Genomic DNA, 18,100 nt, shown 5'->3' with positions numbered 1-18,100 from the left:
TCAGTTTTCCTTAGTGCGCGCGCGTCAGATACGCGTTGAACCCGTGATCGAGGTAGGCCGTGAGCGGCAGGTCGTCGCTCAGCATGGCCGCGTCGATATCGGCGAGTTCAGCGGTGCGTTGCTGATCTTCGAAGTACGCAATGGCAAAGAGGCCCGCCACGAGCGCCGCGAGCGGCCAGGCGAGCGCGAAGCGCGCGAACGCAGAACGGCGGCGCGCGGGCAGGTGCGCAGGCGCGCCGGACAGGCTGCCGACGCCGGCTGCGGCGAGCGACGGTGCGCGCACGAGCACGACCTCCGCCTTTTTGTGGGCGAGTGCAGTCTTGCGCGCGGCGGCGAGCCGGGCGGTGGTTGCAGCGGGCAGGTTGGCGGCACTCTCGTCGAGCGCACGACGCATCTCCCGCACGAACTCTAGTTCTTTATTTTCGAGGGCGGAGCTCATAGCGTGATTCCTTTGGCCTTGAGCGCTTGCGCCAGCGTGTGGGTGGCCCGGGAGCAGTGCGTTTTCACGCTGCCTTCGGAGCAGCCCATTGCGGCGGCAGTCTCGGCGACATCCATATCCTCCCAGTAACGCATCAGAAACGCCTCCCGTTGACGTGCCGGTAATTTCTGGATCTCGTCGTCGATCATCTGGAGCACCTGAGCGCGCTCGATCTGCTGCTCGCTGCTTTCGGCGCCAGCCGTGCCCTGCTCGGCCTCGAAGGTCTCGAGGGGGTCGAACTCCTCGTCATCGGCGTTGCCGAGCGACGAAAACAGACTCACCCAAGTATTGCGTACTTTCTGCCGACGAAAATAGTCGTGCATCGTATTTTGCAAAATACGCTGAAAGAGCAGGGGGAGTTCTGCGGCCGGGCGGTCTCCGTATTTTTCCGCGAGCTTGATCATCGCGTCCTGCACGATGTCGAGCGAGGCGTCGTCGTCCCTTACGGCGTAGACCGTCTGCTTGAACGCGCGTCTTTCGACGCCCGCCAGAAAGTCGGCGAGTTCCTTGTCTGATGCCATCCGTTGCAGGGCGCCGCCGCCAGCGTACGCGTAATCGTTCGAAAAAAGTCGTAAAACTCGCGGATCCTAGCAAATTTTCGCGCCGGCAGGGTAGCAGGAAGGCTGTGAGAATGCTTCGCATCATAGAGGTGCATGCCTTCGTGGTGCCCCTGTCGGCCCCTGGCCGGCGCCGCGAGGCGTGCGCGCTGTCGCAACGTTCGTGCCCGCGTTCTCAATATTTGCTTGACCGAAAGGCATCGAGCCGCTATCTTCGACGGTTCGCAACATAAGTGACTTGTCTCAATTCGGATGTGGCCCAAGAAGCTCATCTGTCAACTGGACGCGCCGCTTGAACCCGAGCCACAAGCCCGGCAGAGAGCACCCGATCAATTTTTTGCCGAAAATTCGAAAGGTGAATGATGAATATGCCCAGCGCGGAATTCTCCACGTCGGTCCCCCCTTCGCAAGAATCTGACCCTCAAGGCAACACCCAATCCATCGGCGGAACCGTGCTGATGAAGGCGCTCGCCGACGAGCAGGTCGAATTCATCTGGGGCTACCCCGGCGGCTCGGTACTCTACATCTACGACGAGCTGTACAAGCAGGACAAGATCCAGCACGTTCTCGTGCGCCACGAACAGGCAGCTGTGCACGCGGCCGACGCCTATGCGCGTTCGACCGGCAACGTCGGCGTGTGTCTCGTGACCTCGGGACCTGGCGTCACCAATGCGGTGACGGGCATCGCGACGGCCTATATGGACTCGATCCCGATGGTGATCATCAGCGGCCAGGTGCCTACCGCCGCGATTGGTCAAGACGCCTTCCAGGAGTGCGACACGGTCGGCATCACGCGTCCCTGCGTGAAGCACAACTTCCTCGTGAAGGACGTGCGCGACCTCGCCGCTACCGTCAAGAAAGCTTTCTACATTGCGCGCACCGGCCGTCCCGGCCCCGTGCTGATCGACATTCCGAAGGACGTGTCGAAGACGCCGTGCGCGTATGAACCGGTGAAGAACGTCACGCTGCGTTCCTACAACCCGGTCACCAAGGGCCACTCGGGGCAGATCCGCAAGGCGGTTTCGCTGCTCCTCTCGGCCAAGCGTCCGTATATCTACACCGGCGGCGGCATCATCCTCGCGGATGCGTCGCGCGAACTGAACCAGTTCGCCGATCTGCTCGGCTACCCAGTCACGAACACGCTGATGGGTCTGGGCGGCTACCGCGCAAGCGACCGCAAGTTCCTCGGCATGCTCGGCATGCATGGTACCTACGAAGCGAACATGGCGATGCAGCACTGCGACGTGCTGATCGCGATCGGTGCGCGCTTCGACGACCGTGTGATCGGCGACCCGGCGCACTTCGCCTCGCGTCCGCGCAAGATCATTCACATCGACATCGACCCGTCGTCGATCTCGAAGCGCGTGAAGGTCGATATCCCCATCGTCGGCGACGTCAAGGAAGTGCTCAAGGAGCTCATCGAGCAGCTTCAGCACGCCGAACACGGTCCGGATACGGCCGCGCTAGCCGACTGGTGGAAGGACATTGAAGGCTGGCGTGAAAAGAACTGCCTGAAGTTCGACCGCGGCTCGGAGATCATCAAGCCGCAGTACGTGGTCGAAAAGGCGTGGGAACTCACGGGCGGCAACGCGTTTGTGTGCTCGGACGTGGGCCAGCACCAGATGTGGGCCGCGCAGTTCTATCGCTTCAACCAGCCGCGCCGCTGGATCAACTCCGGTGGTCTCGGCACGATGGGCTTCGGCCTGCCGGCGGCGATGGGCGTGAAGATGGCGCACCCGGACGACGACGTGCTGTGCATCACGGGCGAAGGCTCGATCCAGATGTGCATTCAGGAACTGTCGACCTGCAAGCAGTACGACACGCCCGTGAAGATCATTTCGCTGAACAACCGCTACCTCGGCATGGTCCGCCAGTGGCAGCAGATCGAATACAGCAAGCGCTATTCGCATTCGTATATGGATGCGCTGCCTGACTTCGTGAAGCTCGCCGAAGCGTATGGCCACGTCGGCATGCGGATCGAAAAGACCGCGGACGTCGAGCCGGCGCTCAAGGAAGCGCTGCGTTTGAAGGACCGCACGGTGTTCCTCGATTTCCAGACCGACCCTTCCGAAAATGTCTGGCCGATGGTTCAGGCCGGCAAGGGCATCACTGAGATGCTGCTCGGCTCGGAAGACCTGTAACGGTATTTGCACGGCGCCGTCCCAACCTCGCGCGGCACGCGTCCACACAACGGGCGCGCGGGTTCGCGGGGAAGGGCGGCAGCCTCGTCAAACTGGATAAATCGCGGATCACATCATGAGACACATTATTTCCGTTCTGCTGGAAAACGAGCCGGGCGCGCTCTCGCGCGTGGTCGGCCTCTTCTCCGCACGCGGCTACAACATTGAAACCTTGACGGTGGCGCCGACCGAAGACCGTTCGCTGTCGCGCATGACCATCGTTTCCATTGGCTCGGACGACGTGATCGAACAGATCACGAAGCATCTGAACCGCCTGATCGAGGTGGTGAAAGTGGTCGACCTTACCGAGGGCGCCCACATCGAGCGCGAGCTGATGCTGATCAAGGTAAGGGCGGTCGGCAAGGAACGTGAGGAGATGAAGCGGATGGCGGACATTTTCCGCGGCCGTATCATCGACGTCACCGAAAAGACCTACACGATCGAACTGACGGGCGCGAGCGACAAGCTCGACGCGTTCATCGAAGCGATCGATGCGACCGCGATTCTCGAAACCGTTCGAACGGGCGGCTCGGGCATTGGGCGCGGAGAGCGCATTCTGAAGGTGTGACCCGACCACAGTCGATCTTGCACCGGAACTTGACCGGATGCGTTTTCAATCGCATCCGGTGCAGCAAAAGCTAACAGCAGTACCGAAATTCACCAGACTCTCGCCAAGGAACCAACATGAAAGTTTTCTACGACAAGGACGCCGATCTCTCCCTCATCAAGGGCAAGCAGGTCACGATCATCGGTTACGGCTCGCAAGGCCACGCACACGCGCTGAACCTGAAGGACAGCGGCGTGAACGTCACGGTCGGTCTGCGCAAGAACGGCGCATCGTGGAGCAAGGCTGAGAATGCCGGCCTGCAGGTCAAGGAAGTGGCCGAAGCGGTGAAGAACGCCGACGTCGTCATGATGCTCCTGCCCGACGAGCAGATCGCCGATGTCTACGCGAAGGAAGTCCACGCGAACATCAAGAACGGCGCAGCGCTCGCATTCGCGCACGGCTTCAACGTGCACTACGGCCAGGTGATCCCGCGCGCCGACCTCGACGTCATCATGATCGCCCCGAAGGCGCCGGGCCACACCGTTCGCGGCACGTACTCGCAAGGCGGCGGCGTGCCCCACCTGATCGCTGTCCACCAGGACAAGTCGGGCGCAGCACGTGACATCGCGCTGTCGTACGCAGCGGCGAACGGCGGCGGCCGTGCCGGCATCATCGAAACGAACTTCCGCGAAGAAACCGAAACCGACCTGTTCGGCGAACAAGCCGTGCTGTGCGGCGGTACGGTCGACCTGATCAAGGCTGGCTTCGAAACGCTGGTGGAAGCCGGCTACGCGCCGGAAATGGCGTACTTCGAGTGCCTGCACGAACTGAAGCTGATCGTCGACCTGATCTATGAAGGCGGCATCGCCAACATGAACTACTCGATCTCGAACAACGCCGAGTACGGCGAGTACGTGACGGGCCCGCGCGTCATCACGGCCGAGACGAAGAAGGTCATGAAGGAAGTCCTGAAGGACATCCAGACCGGCGAATACGCAAAGAGCTTCATCCTCGAAAACAAGGCCGGCGCACCGACGCTGCAATCGCGTCGCCGTCTTGGCGCCGAGCACCAGATCGAAGTGGTCGGTGCGAAGCTGCGCGCGATGATGCCGTGGATCGCCGCGAACAAGCTCGTCGACCAGTCGAAGAACTAATCTGACGGTTCGAATCTGATTGCGCGTGCGGTTTTGTACCGTCGCAGAACAGATTGATCCGAATCGGACCCGAAAAAGCCGCCCAGGTGGGATGAACCCTGGGCGGCTTTTGCTATCCTACGGTTTTTAAAATAACAGCGAAGCCACCATGAATTACCCCCATCCGATCATCGCGCGCGAAGGCTGGCCGTTCATCGCCATTGCGGCCGTCGTGGCGCTCTTGATCCATGCGGTCGCAGGCTTCGGACTCGCATGGCCTTTCTGGCTGATCCTGATCTTCGTCGTTCAGTTCTTCCGCGATCCGCCGCGCCCGATCCCGAGCCAGGCCAATGCCGTGCTGTGCCCGGCCGACGGCCGCATCGTAGCCGTGGAAACCGCGCACGACCCGTATGCAAACCGTGAAGCGCTCAAGATCAGCGTGTTCATGAACGTCTTCAATGTGCACTCGCAGCGTTCGCCCGTAGATGGCGCCGTCGCCAAGGTCGAGTACTTCCCGGGCGCGTACCTGAACGCCGCCATCGACAAGGCTTCGACCGAGAACGAGCGCAACGCCGTGGTCCTGACGATGGCTGACGGCACGACCGTCACCTCGGTGCAGATCGCGGGCCTCATCGCGCGCCGCATTCTCTGCTACGTGCGCGCCGGCGAGCCGCTTTCGCGCGGCCAGCGTTATGGCTTCATCCGCTTCGGCTCGCGCGTCGACGTCTACCTGCCCGTGGGCAGCCGCCCGCGTGTGTCGATCGGCGAGAAGGTGTCCGCCTCGTCGACGATCCTCGCCGAACTGCCGACCCAATCGGCATAAAGGAGGGCTGCGATGGCCGGATTCAAACAGCGTCGACCCCGTAACCCCGCCGGCGCGCCGCTGCCGCGGCCGTTCCGGCGCAACAAGGCCGTGCAGGAGCCCATGGGCGTCGCCGCGAACCGGCGCGCGGCGCGCCAGGAGTTCCTGAAGAAGCGCGGCATCTACCTGCTGCCCAACGCGTTCACCACGGCGGCGCTCTTCTGCGGCTTTTTCGCGGTCGTGCAGGCCATGAACGTGCGCTTCGAGGTGGCGGCCATCGCCATTTTCGTGGCAATGGTGCTCGACGGCATGGACGGGCGCGTCGCGCGCATGACGCACTCGCAGAGCGCGTTCGGCGAGCAGTTCGACAGCCTCTCGGACATGGTGTCGTTCGGCGTCGCGCCGGCGCTCGTGATGTACGAGTGGGTGCTCAAGGATCTCGGGCGCTGGGGCTGGCTCGCGGCTTTCATCTACTGTTCGGGGGCGGCGCTGCGCCTTGCGCGCTTCAACACGAATATCGGCGTGGTGGACAAGCGCTTCTTCCAGGGCATGCCGAGCCCGGCGGCGGCGGCGCTGATCGCTGGCTTCGTGTGGCTCGCCACTGACAACCGCGTGCCCGTGAAGCTTTCGTGGCTGCCCTGGGTGGCCTTCGTGCTGACGATCTACGCGGGTGTGACGATGGTGTCGAACGCGCCGTTCTACAGCGGCAAGGCGCTGGATGTGCGCCATCGCGTGCCGTTTGCGGCCACGCTGCTCGTGGTGGTGGCATTCGTGCTGGTGTCGTCCGATCCGCCATTGATGCTGTTCGGCCTCTTCGTGCTCTACGGCCTCTCGGGCTATGTGTTCTGGGCCTGGCAGGCCGTGCGCGGACGCTCGAATCCGGCGCGTTCGTCACCGCGCGAGCGGTAGGGCGCGGGGGCGGGAATGCCATAAAGAGGGCTGCGCGCGAGCGCGGCCCTTTTTCTTTTTGCACTCGCCCGCGCTGGTCTGCCTATAGCGGCCCTCTCCAATTGCGCTATCGGCGGATTCCGGCTATAGTCGGCGGCATGGACACCATCCAGTTCCCCCTCTTTTCTCTTCAAGCCGGCGCGCGACTAAGCACGCTAGCGCTAGCGCGCCTGCCGCGCTGATCTCGCTCGCCCTCCGTAAGCCTCGTTCATTGTCAGCGTCGCCATCGGTGGCGCGAACACCCAAAATCCGTTTTAGACACTGAACAAGTCCCCCTGGAGACCCGAAATGGCAGCAGACAAGCTCATCATCTTCGATACGACGTTGCGTGACGGCGAGCAGTCGCCCGGTGCGTCGATGACGAAGGAAGAGAAAATCCGCATCGCGAAGCAGCTCGAGCGCATGAAGGTCGACATCATCGAAGCCGGCTTCGCGGCCAGCTCGAACGGCGACTTTGACGCGATCCACACGATCGCTGGCATGATCAAGGACAGCACGATCTGCTCGCTCGCCCGCGCGAACGACAAGGACATCCAGCGCGCCGCCGACGCGCTCAAGCCCGCCGACCACTTCCGCATCCACACGTTCATCGCCACCTCGGCGCTGCACATGGAGAAGAAGCTGCGCATGTCGCCCGAGCAGGTGCTCGAGCAGGCGAAGCTGGCGGTGCGCTTCGCACGCAAGTTCACGAACGACGTGGAGTTCTCGCCCGAAGACGGCAGCCGCTCGGACATGGATTTCCTGTGCCGCGTGCTCGAAGCCGTGATCAACGAAGGCGCGACGACGATCAACATTGCCGATACGGTCGGCTACGGCATTCCCGAGCTGTACGGCAACCTCGTGAAGACGCTGCGCGAGCGCATTCCGAACTCGGACAAGGCGGTGTTCTCGGTGCACTGCCACAACGACCTCGGCATGGCCGTGGCGAACTCGCTGGCCGGCGTGCAGATCGGCGGCGCGCGCCAGGTGGAGTGCACGATCAACGGTCTCGGCGAGCGCGCGGGCAACACGTCGCTCGAAGAAATCGTGATGGCCGTGAAGACCCGCAAGGACTACTTCGGCCTCGATCTCGGCATCGACACCACGCAGATCGTGCCGGCTTCGAAGCTTGTTTCGCAAATCACCGGTTTCGTCGTGCAGCCGAACAAGGCCGTGGTCGGCGCAAACGCGTTTGCGCACGCCTCGGGCATTCACCAGGACGGCGTGCTCAAGGCGCGCGACACCTACGAAATCATGCGCGCCGAAGACGTGGGCTGGAGCGCGAACAAGATCGTGCTCGGCAAGCTCTCGGGCCGCAACGCGTTCAAGCAGCGTTTGCAGGAACTGGGCATCGCGCTCGACAGCGAAGCCGAGTTGAACAACGCGTTCGCGCGCTTCAAGGAACTGGCCGACCGCAAGGCCGAAATCTTCGACGAAGACATCATCGCGATCGTCACGGAAGAGTCGGCGCAGGCGCAGGATCAGGAGCACTTCAAGTTCATCTCGCTCGCGCAGCACTCGGAAACGGGTGAGCGTCCGCACGCACGCGTGGTGTTCTCGGCCGACGGCAAGGAAGTGACCGGCGAAGCCGCGGGTAACGGCCCGGTGGACGCCACGCTCAACGCCATCGAAACCGAAGTGGGCAGCGGCTCGGAGCTTCTGCTGTACTCGGTGAACGCGATCACGACGGGCACCCAGGCGCAGGGCGAAGTGACGGTGCGCCTCTCGAAGGCCGGCCGCATCGTCAACGGCGTGGGCACCGATCCGGATATCGTTGCTGCTTCGGCGAAGGCGTATATCTCGGCGCTCAACAAGCTTTACTCGGGCGACAAGGTCAATCCGCAGCGCTCGGAAGCGGTGTAAGCGCGGGCGGGGCAATTAGCCTCGCTTTACGTCTTTACGTCGTTACGCCAACGAGGCAATGAAAAACCCCCGGGCTCGCAAGAGCGCGGGGGTTTTGTTTTGCTGCGGCGGGACCAGCGCGTTCAGAACATGCTGCGTCGATCCGGGTCGTGCAGCGGATCGGGCGTCTTCTGCGTGAGCCTCAGAATGCCCTGGTCGTCGAAGTAGAAGCTATAGAGCATGTACCAGACGTTGTCTTCGAGGTAGCGGTAGGTCCACGCTTCCTTCTTCATCAACGGGAAGTAGGAGGTCTCGACCGGACGGCCGAAGTTCACCAGCACATCGGAGCGCGTCCATTTGCCGATTTCCGCGCGGTAGAACTCGTTAGGCTGCAGCACCTGGCGCACGTTCACGACGCGGCCGCTGGCGTCGATGTCGGCGGCCGTGGTGGTTTCGCCCATCGGCTGGGTCGGCCACATGAGGCGCTTGCCGCCGTCGGGCAGGTCGTAGGTTTCAGCCGGCGGGCCGAAGCGGGCGATTACGGATTGTGCGTCGTCGCCCGCATGGAATTGCTGCCACGGCTGCGCGCAGCCGGCGAGCGCAAGTGCGCCCACGCCCGCGAGGAGGGCGAGACGCATGCGGCGCGAGGCGAGGCGCACGGGCGTGGCGAGCGAGGTGGATAGGCGCGTGAACATGATGTCCCCCGATGGCAAGGTTCTAATGACCGCGGTGTATGTGGAACCGTTATTTTGACACGGCGCGACGCGCTCGCGGGCCGGGCCTGTCCGGGCAGGCGGTGGATCGCGGCCTTGCCGTCGCACCGCCTCGCAGCCTATGATCCGCGCTTCGAATGACAATCGGGCTGGCATCAAAAAATGAGAGAAAAGCGCATCACGGCACGCATGGCGCGTACGGCAGCAGCCATGTTCGCCTTGGCGGCGATGGCGGCAGGCCTCGCGAGCGCAACCGGCGCACAGGCGGACGAGACGCCGACCGGCAAGCCAATCCAGCTCGCGCTCATCGAAGGTATGTCGGGCCCGTTCGCGGATGCGGGCGCGGCCGTGGAGCGCAACCTGCGCTTCGGCGTGGAGCGCGTCAACGCGAGTGGCGGCGTCTTGCTGCGTGACGGGCGGCATCCGCTCGAACTGGTCACGCTCGACAGCAAGGGCAGCCCCGAGGCGGCGCTCGTGCAACTGCGCATGGCGCAGGACCGCCACATCGGCTTTGTCATGCAGGGCAACAGCTCGGCGGTGGCGGCGGCGCTCGTGACGGCGATCGATCGCCAAAACGAGCGCGATCCGCAGAACCGTCAAATCTTCCTGAACTATTCCGCCGACGATCCCGCGCTCACGAACGCGAATTGCAGCTTCTGGCATTTCCGCTTCGACGCGCACGCGGGCATGCGCATGGACGCGCTGGCAGACGTCATCACCGCGGACAAGTCGGTGAAGAAGGTGTATCTGCTCAACCAGGACTACAGCTTCGGCCACGACGTGAGCACGCTTGCTCGCGCCACGCTCGCGAAGGACCGCCCGGACATCGCCATCGTCGGCGACGAGTTTCATCCCATCGGCCGCGTGAAGGACTTCGCGCCGTACATCGCGAAGATTCGCGCCGCGGGCGCCGATGCTGTCATCACCGGAAACTGGGGCAACGACCTCACGCTGCTCGTGAAGGCCGCGCGCGAGCAAGGGCTCGACGCGAAGTTCTACACGTTCTACGGCAACAGCCTCGGCGCGCCGGCGGCACTGGGCGATGCGGGCGTGAAGCGCGTGATCGCAGTGGCCGACTGGCATCCGAACGTGGGCGGCGCGGCCTCCGACGCGTGGTACAAGGCGTTCCGCGCGCGCTACCCGGCGGCCAGGGACGACTACCCGGTGCTGCGCATGTCGATGATGGTGGAGATGCTTGCGCAGGCCATGACGAAGGCCGGCACGGCCGACCCTGAGGCGGTCGCGAAAGCGCTGGAAGGCATGCGCTTCAAAGGCGAGGAGGCCGGCTTTCACCCCATGTGGATGCGCGCCGACGATCACCAGACGATCCAGCCCCTTTATGTCATGGAAATGGACAAGCAGGGCACGCCCGGCGTGCGTTTTGACAACGAAGGCGCAGGCTACGGCTTTCGCACGGTGCTGGCGCTGCCCGCGGAGCGCACTGTGCCCGCCACGGTCTGCCAGATGAAGCGGCCTTGACGGCACGCCTTACAAGCGGTTTCGCGGCAAATCGGGGCTGTGCTACAATACGCCCCTTGCTGCGAACCTGCGGCAAGCAATCGTAGTGAGAACCAAGCCACGGCACGGCCTTTCTTCCGTGACCGCTCGTTTGTTTTAAAGGAAAAGCAAAATGTCCGTAGCAGATATCAAGAAGTCCGACGTCGTCGCGCAATTCGCGCGCGGCACCAACGACACGGGTTCGCCCGAAGTTCAGGTTGCACTCCTGACGTCGCGTATCAACGAACTGACCTCGCACTTCAAGTCGCACGCGAAGGATCACCACAGCCGCCGTGGTCTGCTGCGCATGGTGAGCCGCCGCCGTAAGCTGCTCGACTACCTGAAGGGCAAGGACGCCGACCGTTACCGCGCGCTCATCGAAAAGCTGGGTCTGCGTAAGTAATCGGAAGGTCTTCCGCAAAGATGCCTGTGTCAGTTCCGCTGATGCAGGCATTTTGTTTTTGAACGGTGCGCTTCATGCTGCTTTTCAAGTCGTCTTGATGCGATAAACGCCGGTTCGAAAACATCAGGCAACACCACGTAGCACCAGCAGTACAAGCAGCAGGGCCGGGCCACGGGGCAGAGCTTTGTGTCATTCCAGCAGATCGTGAGCGGCGATGCGCCGCAACCTCGCGCTTCGCTGGAATGGCATAACACTCCTCTTCCTGCGCGGTGCCGGAGCCTGTCTTGCCGCGTCGTCCGTGTGTGCGGGCGGCGCATAACAAATGAGTAAGGAGTGAGTGACCATGACCATGTTCAATAAAGTCGTGAAGGAATTCAAATGGGGCCAGCACAATGTGCGCCTCGAAACGGGTGAAATCGCCCGTCAGGCCAGCGGTGCTGTCATCGTCGACGTCGAAGACACCGTCGTGCTCGCGACCGTTGTCGGCGCGAAGACCGCCAAGCCGGGTCAGGACTTCTTCCCGCTCACCGTCGACTACATCGAGAAGACCTATTCGGCCGGCAAGATCCCGGGTGGCTTCTTCCGCCGCGAAGGCCGTCCGTCGGAAGGCGAAACGCTGATCTCGCGCCTGATCGACCGCCCGCTGCGCCCGCTCTTCCCGGAAGGCTATTACAACGAAGTCCAGGTCGTGATCCACGTCCTGTCGATCAACCCGGAAATCCCGGCTGACATCCCCGCGCTGATCGGCGCGTCGGCTGCGCTGGCCATTTCGGGTCTGCCGTTCAACGGCCCGGTGGGCGCCGCACGCGTGGCCTACATCAACAACGAGTACGTGCTGAACCCGACGCGCGCGCAGATCAAGGACTCGCGCCTCGACCTCGTCGTGGCCGGTACCGAGCGTGCCGTGCTGATGGTGGAATCGGAAGCCGACCAGCTGCCGGAAGACGTGATGCTCGGCGCGGTCGTGTTCGGCCACGAGCAAATGCAAACCGCCATCGACGCGATCCACGAACTGGTGCGTGACGGCGGCAAGCCCGAGTGGGACTGGACGCCGGCGCCGAAGGACGAAGCGCTCATCGCGCGCGTCACGGCGATCGCCAACGACAACCTGCTCGCCGCTTACCAGCTGCGCGACAAGCAACAGCGTTCGACCAAGCTGAAGGAAGTCTACGCAGCCACGTCGGCCAAGCTCGAAGAAGAAGCGGCTGCGGCCGGCACGACCGCGGCCGACAAGGCCACGGTCGGCAACATCGTGTTCGACCTCGAAGCGAAGATCGTCCGTTCGCAGATCCTGAACGGCGAGCCGCGTATCGACGGCCGCGACACGCGCACCGTGCGTCCGATCGAGATCCGCACGGGCGTCCTGCCGCGTACCCACGGTTCGGCGCTGTTCACGCGTGGCGAAACGCAGGCGCTGGTCGTGGCGACGCTCGGCACGAAGGGCGACGAGCAGATCATCGACGCGCTCGAAGGCGAGTACCGCGACCGCTTCATGCTCCACTACAACATGCCTCCGTTCGCGACCGGCGAAACGGGCCGCGTGGGTTCGCCCAAGCGCCGTGAAATCGGCCACGGCCGTCTGGCAAAGCGCGCGCTCGTCGCGTGCCTGCCGAGCGCCGAAGAGTTCGGCTACTCGATCCGCGTGGTCTCGGAAATCACCGAGTCGAACGGTTCGTCGTCGATGGCTTCGGTGTGCGGCGGCTGCCTCGCGCTGATGGACGCCGGCGTGCCGATGAAGGCACACGTCGCGGGTATCGCGATGGGCCTGATCCTCGAAGGCAACAAGTTCGCCGTGCTGACCGACATCCTCGGCGACGAAGATCACCTCGGCGACATGGACTTCAAGGTGGCGGGTACGGAAGCTGGCGTGACCGCGCTGCAGATGGACATCAAGATCCAGGGCATCACGAAGGAAATCATGCAGGTCGCTCTCGCGCAAGCGAAGGAAGGCCGTATGCACATCCTCGGCAAGATGACCTCGGCGGTGTCGGGCGTGAACACGGAGCTGTCGGCGTACGCTCCGCGCATGATCACCATCAAGATCAACCCGGAAAAGATCCGCGACGTGATCGGCAAGGGCGGTTCGGTGATCCGTGCGCTGACGGAAGAAACCGGCACGACCATCGACATTTCGGACGACGGCGTCGTGACCATCGCTTCGACGTCGAGCGAAGGCATGGCCGAAGCGAAGAAGCGCATCGAGAACATCACGGCCGAAATCGAAGTGGGCCAGGTGTACGAAGGCGCAGTCCTCAAGCTGCTGGACTTCGGCGCGATCGTGAACCTGCTGCCGGGCAAGGATGGTCTGCTGCACATCTCCGAGATCGCCAACGAGCGTATCAAGGACATCAACGACTATCTGAAGGAAGGCCAGGTCGTGAAGGTCAAGGTCATCCAGACGGACGAGAAGGGCCGCGTGCGCCTGTCCGCCAAGGCGCTGCTCAACGAGCAGGCGAATGGCGCACCGCAGGGCGAGCCGCAGCAGTAAGGCAGTAAGCTCCAACGGCCGGCAGCGTGCAAAACGCGCCGGCCGTTTTTCATGACAATGAGGGTGAATGGCAGTGCGCACGCGTTAATCGTGCCGCGTGCGTACTGCCATTCAGATGGAGGCGCCCAGATTGGGGCGCGAGGCGCTGAGGAGACGCGAGATGAAGGCTGTCGAGATTACGGAATTCGGTGCGCCGGACGTGCTCAAGCTGGCCGAACGGCCAACCCCTGAGCCGAAGGCCGGCGAAGTGCTGATCAAGGTGAGCGCCTCGGGCGTCAATCGTCCGGACGTGTTCCAGCGCAAGGGCTCGTATGCGCCTCCGCCGGGCATTTCCGACCTGCCGGGGCTCGAGGTCGCGGGCGAGATCGTTGGCGGCTCGATCGATGAGAAGAACAATCCGTTCGGGTTGAAGATTGGCGACCGGGTGTGCGCGCTGATCGCGGGTGGCGGTTACGCCGAATACGCGGTTGCGCCGCTCGGGCAGTGCCTGCCGGTGCCGAAGGGGCTCACGGATGTCGAGGCGGCCTCGCTGCCCGAAACCTTCTTCACGGTCTGGAGCAACGTATTCCAGCGCGCCTACCTCGGCCAGGGCGAGGGCGGCGAAAACGAGACGCTGCTCGTGCAGGGCGGCTCGAGCGGCATCGGCGTGACGGCGATCCAGATCGCGCATGCCCTTGGCTTTCGCGTGTTCGCCACCGCAGGTTCCGACGACAAGTGTCGCGCCTGTGAGGCGCTTGGCGCCGACCGCGCCATCAACTACCGCACCAGCGATTTCGTCGAGGTCGTGAAGGCGCTCACGAACGACCGCGGCGTGGATGTGATTCTCGACATGGTCGCCGGCGGCTATGTGGCGCGCGAGCTTTCCGCGCTCGCGACCGGTGGCCGCATCGTGCTGATCGCGACGCTCGGCGGCTCCAAGGCAGAACTCAACATGGGCGAGATCCTGCGCCGCCGGCTCACGGTGACCGGTTCGACGCTGCGCGCACGCTCGGTGGAATTCAAGGCGCAGATTGCTCAGGAACTCAAGGCGAAGGTCTGGCCCCTCATCGAAGAGGGTCGTATCAAACCCGTCGTGTTCCGCGTATTTCCGGCCGCGCAGGCCGCCGAAGCCCATGCGTTGATGGAAAGCAGCGAGCATATCGGCAAGATCATGCTCGACTGGAGCAGCGCGGCCTGACGGCATATCGGCGCGGGCGAATCGCTCGCGCTTGATTTTTCGGGATTTTTTTCGCGTATTTTTTGTGTCTCGCAGGCAGGGCGGTTTGACCCGCCTGGATTTCACGCAGTAAAATTATGTGTTTTGCGTCCGCTTTTAACAGCAACCGGAACAATGACGAAACAACGATCGAAGCTCGTAGTCGGTAACTGGAAGATGCATGGCCGCCTCGCGGCCAATGCGGCACTGCTGGAAGGCGTTGCGCGCGGTGCGCAGGCGCTGGCCCCGGACGTGCATGTCGGTGTGTGTGTGCCGTTTCCGTATCTCGCGCAGGCGCAGGCGCTGCTCGGCGGCAGCCGGGTTCAGTGGGGTGCGCAGGACGTTTCGGCGCACGAGCAGGGTGCCTATACGGGCGAGGTCGCGGCAGGCATGATCGCCGACTTCGAATCGGCTTTTGCGATCGTTGGTCACTCGGAACGTCGCGCTTATCACGGCGAAAGCTCCGAACTCGTCGCCGTGAAGACGCAGCGCGCGTTGGCGTCGGGTCTCACGCCTATCGTCTGCGTGGGCGAGACGCTCGAACAACGCGAATCGGGTGCAACCGAGCGAGTGGTCGGCGCGCAGATCGATGCAGTGCTGGCCGTGCTGTCGGTTGAAGAAGCGGCGCGTATCGTCGTCGCTTACGAGCCGGTCTGGGCGATCGGCACGGGCAAGAGCGCAAGCTCGGAGCAGGCCCAGCAGGTGCATGCGTTCCTGCGCGCGCGCCTCGCCGCCAAGGGCGCGCAAGTGGCGGACGTGCAGCTGCTCTACGGCGGCAGCGTGAAGCCGGAAAATGCGGCGGAGCTCTTCCGTCAGGCCGACATCGACGGTGGCCTGATCGGCGGTGCGTCGCTCAAAGCGGGTGATTTCCTTGCGATCTGCGCGGCCGCTACGGCGGGCGCCAGCGTCGCGAGCTAAAGGCTTGCGCACGAAGCATTCGAAATAAAACGCGTCGTGCGGGCTGCTAATGCGTTTGCTCCGGGAGGGGCGGGCGTTCAACCAGGACTCAGGTGAGTGTGATGCTGTATTTGAAAACGTTGATTATCGTCGTCCAGCTTCTGTCGGCGCTCGGGGTGATCGGCCTCGTCTTGCTGCAGCACGGCAAAGGCGCGGACATGGGCGCCGCTTTTGGCAGCGGCGCGTCGGGCAGCCTGTTCGGCGCGAGCGGTTCCGCGAACTTCCTTTCGCGTACAACTGCAGTTCTCGCAACGGTGTTTTTCGTATCGACCCTTGCGTTAACTTACCTGGGGTCGTATCATGCGAAGCCTTCGGCGGGCGTGCTTGGCGCTTCGGTTCCAGCCCCGGCGCAGGTGAATTCGGCCTCGGCGCCGGCAGCTTCGGCGCCGGTTGCATCGGCTCCTGGCGCAACCGCCGCGGCGGCGGCTTCGCCGGCTGCTGCAGCCTCGCAACCGGGTAACGACGTTCCGAAATAAATTTGAAAAACTTGTTTTGTGCGTTGAACAACGAACGGAAACAAGTTAGAATCTAAGTCTTGAAGCGATTCGCGGGTTGCAATAATTGTTGTCCCGGATTGCATGCAGTGCCGACGTGGTGAAATTGGTAGACACGCTATCTTGAGGGGGTAGTGGCGAAAGCTGTGCGAGTTCGAGTCTCGCCGTCGGCACCAATGTTATCTAAAAAATGCCAGCCGCTTGCTTCAGCTTCGGCTGGCATTTTTGCTTCTTACGTCGTGTTCGTTTTCTGTTCGCAGCGCGAAGTACGTGAAGTGATTCCCGCGGAGCGATGCAAGTTCCAGCGGAACCTCAGAACCAACCGATATAGAGGATAGCCTTGAACCTCGCTGCCTATTTCCCCGTCCTTCTGTTCCTCCTCGTAGGTCTTGGTCTGGGCGTAGCGCTAGTGACGATCGGCAAGGTCCTCGGTCCCAACCGGCCAGACAGCGAAAAAAATTCGCCGTACGAGTGCGGCTTCGAAGCCTTCGAAGACGCCCGAATGAAGTTCGACGTACGCTACTACCTGGTCGCCATTCTTTTCATCATCTTCGACCTCGAAACCGCGTTTCTGTTTCCGTGGGGTGTGGCCCTGCGCGATATCGGCTGGCCGGGCTTTCTGTCGATGATGCTGTTTCTGCTCGAATTCCTGCTGGGCTTTGCCTACATCTGGAAGAAGGGCGGTCTCGACTGGGAATAATGGGTTAATCGCCGGATTGTATGGGCGGCACTGCGGGGAAACTGTGGGCTGTCCGTCTGGAGTGGAAAGCACATGAGTATCGAAGGGGTCTTGAAGGAAGGGTTTGTCACCACCACGGCTGACAAGCTGATCAACTGGACGCGCACCGGCTCGCTGTGGCCGATGACGTTCGGTCTGGCGTGTTGCGCGGTTGAGATGATGCACGCGGGCGCGGCCCGTTATGACCTTGACCGTTTCGGCGTGGTGTTCCGTCCGAGCCCGCGTCAGTCGGACGTCATGATCGTCGCCGGCACGCTGTGCAACAAGATGGCGCCCGCGCTGCGCAAGGTCTACGACCAGATGGCCGAGCCGCGCTGGGTCATTTCGATGGGGTCGTGCGCCAACGGCGGCGGCTACTACCACTATTCGTATTCGGTCGTGCGCGGCTGTGATCGCATCGTGCCGGTCGACGTCTATGTGCCGGGATGCCCGCCGACAGCGGAAGCCCTGGTCTACGGGGTGATCCAGTTGCAGGCGAAGATTCGCCGCACCAGCACCATCGCCCGTCAATAAAGGCCGCGTGCCTCCCCACAATATGGCAAGCAAACTCGAGACCCTGAAAGCGAACCTCGAAGCGGCCCTTGGCGCGCGCATCGTCAGCCTCACCGAGGCGCTCGGCGAACTGACGCTGGTCGTCAAGGCGGGCGATTCCCTCGCGGTGGCCAAGGAGCTGCGCGACAATCCCTCGCTGCGCTTCGAGCAATTGATCGACCTGTGCGGCGTCGACTATCAGACCTTCGGTGACGGCGCATGGGAAGGCCCGCGCTTTGCCGCGGTGTCGCATCTGCTCTCGCTCGCGAACAACTGGCGCGTGCGTCTGCGCGTGTTCGCGCCGGACGACGAAGTGCCTATCGTGCCCTCGCTCGTCGAGATCTGGAATTCGGCCAACTGGTACGAGCGCGAGGCGTTCGACCTGTTCGGCATCGTCTTCGAAGGCCACCCCGACCTGCGCCGCATCCTGACCGACTACGGTTTCATCGGCCACCCGTTCCGCAAGGACTTCCCGGTTTCGGGCTATGTCGAAATGCGTTACGACCCGGAGCAGAAGCGCGTGGTCTACCAGCCCGTCACGATCGAGCCGCGCGAGATCACGCCGCGTGTGATCCGCGAAGATCGCTACGGCGGTCTGAAGAAACACTAAGAGGGTC

18 protein-coding genes and 1 tRNA gene are annotated in these 18,100 nt (G+C 63.0%); 16 read left to right on the top strand and 3 right to left on the bottom strand.

Annotated features, from left to right (window positions below):
* Positions 1 to 10: 10 nt before the first annotated feature.
* The gene (locus tag U5A58_RS31235) at positions 11 to 439 is read right to left on the bottom strand and encodes a DUF3619 family protein (RefSeq protein WP_321964307.1); all 429 of its coding nucleotides are present in this window, start codon (positions 437 to 439) and stop codon (positions 11 to 13) included.
* Complete coding sequence (locus U5A58_RS31230) at positions 436 to 999, bottom strand: RNA polymerase sigma factor (protein WP_069265288.1); 564 nt, start codon at positions 997 to 999, stop codon at positions 436 to 438. Before U5A58_RS31230 ends, U5A58_RS31235 begins: the two co-directional genes overlap by 4 nt.
* Before the next feature lie 398 nt (positions 1,000 to 1,397).
* Here U5A58_RS31230 and U5A58_RS31225 point away from each other — a divergent pair, with 398 nt between their 5' ends.
* The 6 genes from U5A58_RS31225 (at position 1,398) to U5A58_RS31200 (ending at position 8,487) form a co-directional block, all read left to right on the top strand.
* Complete coding sequence (locus tag U5A58_RS31225) at positions 1,398 to 3,176, top strand: acetolactate synthase 3 catalytic subunit (RefSeq protein ID WP_321964374.1); 1,779 nt, start codon at positions 1,398 to 1,400, stop codon at positions 3,174 to 3,176.
* 115 nt (positions 3,177 to 3,291) lie between these two features.
* A complete protein-coding gene (gene ilvN, locus U5A58_RS31220; RefSeq protein ID WP_027795483.1) occupies positions 3,292 to 3,783 on the top strand; it encodes an acetolactate synthase small subunit in 492 nt (163 codons plus the stop codon).
* 116 nt (positions 3,784 to 3,899) lie between these two features.
* Positions 3,900 to 4,916, top strand: coding sequence for a ketol-acid reductoisomerase (gene ilvC / locus U5A58_RS31215; protein ID WP_028205689.1), 1,017 nt, complete (start codon positions 3,900 to 3,902; stop codon positions 4,914 to 4,916).
* Between the two features lie 148 nt (positions 4,917 to 5,064).
* On the top strand, positions 5,065 to 5,718 hold the full coding sequence (locus tag U5A58_RS31210) for a phosphatidylserine decarboxylase (RefSeq protein WP_028205688.1): 654 nt from the start codon (positions 5,065 to 5,067) through the stop codon (positions 5,716 to 5,718).
* A 12-nt stretch (positions 5,719 to 5,730) separates the two neighbouring features.
* The gene (gene pssA, locus U5A58_RS31205; RefSeq protein WP_158757380.1) at positions 5,731 to 6,606 is read left to right on the top strand and encodes a CDP-diacylglycerol--serine O-phosphatidyltransferase; all 876 of its coding nucleotides are present in this window, start codon (positions 5,731 to 5,733) and stop codon (positions 6,604 to 6,606) included.
* A 327-nt stretch (positions 6,607 to 6,933) separates the two neighbouring features.
* Positions 6,934 to 8,487: a 2-isopropylmalate synthase gene (locus U5A58_RS31200; protein WP_321964306.1), complete on the top strand. Its 1,554-nt coding sequence runs from the start codon at positions 6,934 to 6,936 to the stop codon at positions 8,485 to 8,487.
* Positions 8,488 to 8,609: 122 nt separating this feature from the next.
* Here U5A58_RS31200 and U5A58_RS31195 read toward each other — a convergent pair whose 3' ends face one another.
* Positions 8,610 to 9,161: a hypothetical protein gene (locus tag U5A58_RS31195; RefSeq protein ID WP_321964305.1), complete on the bottom strand. Its 552-nt coding sequence runs from the start codon at positions 9,159 to 9,161 to the stop codon at positions 8,610 to 8,612.
* Positions 9,162 to 9,407: 246 nt separating this feature from the next.
* Between U5A58_RS31195 and U5A58_RS31190 the strand changes: the two genes are divergently transcribed.
* The 10 genes from U5A58_RS31190 (at position 9,408) to U5A58_RS31145 (ending at position 18,093) form a co-directional block, all read left to right on the top strand.
* On the top strand, positions 9,408 to 10,658 hold the full coding sequence (locus tag U5A58_RS31190; protein WP_321964373.1) for a branched-chain amino acid ABC transporter substrate-binding protein: 1,251 nt from the start codon (positions 9,408 to 9,410) through the stop codon (positions 10,656 to 10,658).
* 151 nt (positions 10,659 to 10,809) lie between these two features.
* Positions 10,810 to 11,079 (top strand): 30S ribosomal protein S15, encoded by a 270-nt coding sequence (gene rpsO, locus U5A58_RS31185; RefSeq protein WP_042271770.1) that lies wholly within the window; start codon positions 10,810 to 10,812, stop codon positions 11,077 to 11,079.
* Between the two features lie 343 nt (positions 11,080 to 11,422).
* On the top strand, positions 11,423 to 13,567 hold the full coding sequence (pnp, locus tag U5A58_RS31180; RefSeq protein ID WP_321964304.1) for a polyribonucleotide nucleotidyltransferase: 2,145 nt from the start codon (positions 11,423 to 11,425) through the stop codon (positions 13,565 to 13,567).
* 160 nt (positions 13,568 to 13,727) lie between these two features.
* Positions 13,728 to 14,744, top strand: coding sequence for an NAD(P)H-quinone oxidoreductase (locus U5A58_RS31175; protein ID WP_321964303.1), 1,017 nt, complete (start codon positions 13,728 to 13,730; stop codon positions 14,742 to 14,744).
* A 153-nt stretch (positions 14,745 to 14,897) separates the two neighbouring features.
* A complete protein-coding gene (tpiA, locus tag U5A58_RS31170) occupies positions 14,898 to 15,680 on the top strand; it encodes a triose-phosphate isomerase (protein WP_321964302.1) in 783 nt (260 codons plus the stop codon).
* A 101-nt stretch (positions 15,681 to 15,781) separates the two neighbouring features.
* Positions 15,782 to 16,195, top strand: coding sequence for a preprotein translocase subunit SecG (gene secG, locus U5A58_RS31165; protein ID WP_201693545.1), 414 nt, complete (start codon positions 15,782 to 15,784; stop codon positions 16,193 to 16,195).
* A gap of 109 nt (positions 16,196 to 16,304) precedes the next feature.
* A tRNA-Leu gene (locus tag U5A58_RS31160) sits at positions 16,305 to 16,389 on the top strand.
* A 164-nt stretch (positions 16,390 to 16,553) separates the two neighbouring features.
* A complete protein-coding gene (gene ndhC, locus U5A58_RS31155; RefSeq protein WP_321914670.1) occupies positions 16,554 to 16,913 on the top strand; it encodes an NADH-quinone oxidoreductase subunit A in 360 nt (119 codons plus the stop codon).
* A gap of 72 nt (positions 16,914 to 16,985) precedes the next feature.
* Positions 16,986 to 17,465 carry a NuoB/complex I 20 kDa subunit family protein gene (locus U5A58_RS31150; protein WP_027819582.1) on the top strand — a complete coding sequence of 160 codons (480 nt, stop codon included), beginning with the start codon at positions 16,986 to 16,988 and terminating at the stop codon, positions 17,463 to 17,465.
* 22 nt (positions 17,466 to 17,487) lie between these two features.
* Positions 17,488 to 18,093 carry an NADH-quinone oxidoreductase subunit C gene (locus tag U5A58_RS31145; RefSeq protein ID WP_321964301.1) on the top strand — a complete coding sequence of 202 codons (606 nt, stop codon included), beginning with the start codon at positions 17,488 to 17,490 and terminating at the stop codon, positions 18,091 to 18,093.
* Positions 18,094 to 18,100: the final 7 nt, after the last annotated feature.

It is taken from the genome of Paraburkholderia sp. J7 (genome assembly GCF_905220155.1).
GTDB lineage: Bacteria > Pseudomonadota > Gammaproteobacteria > Burkholderiales > Burkholderiaceae > Paraburkholderia.
The sequence above is the reverse complement of the archived record's forward strand: the minus strand, read 5'-3'. Positions and strand labels throughout refer to the sequence as shown.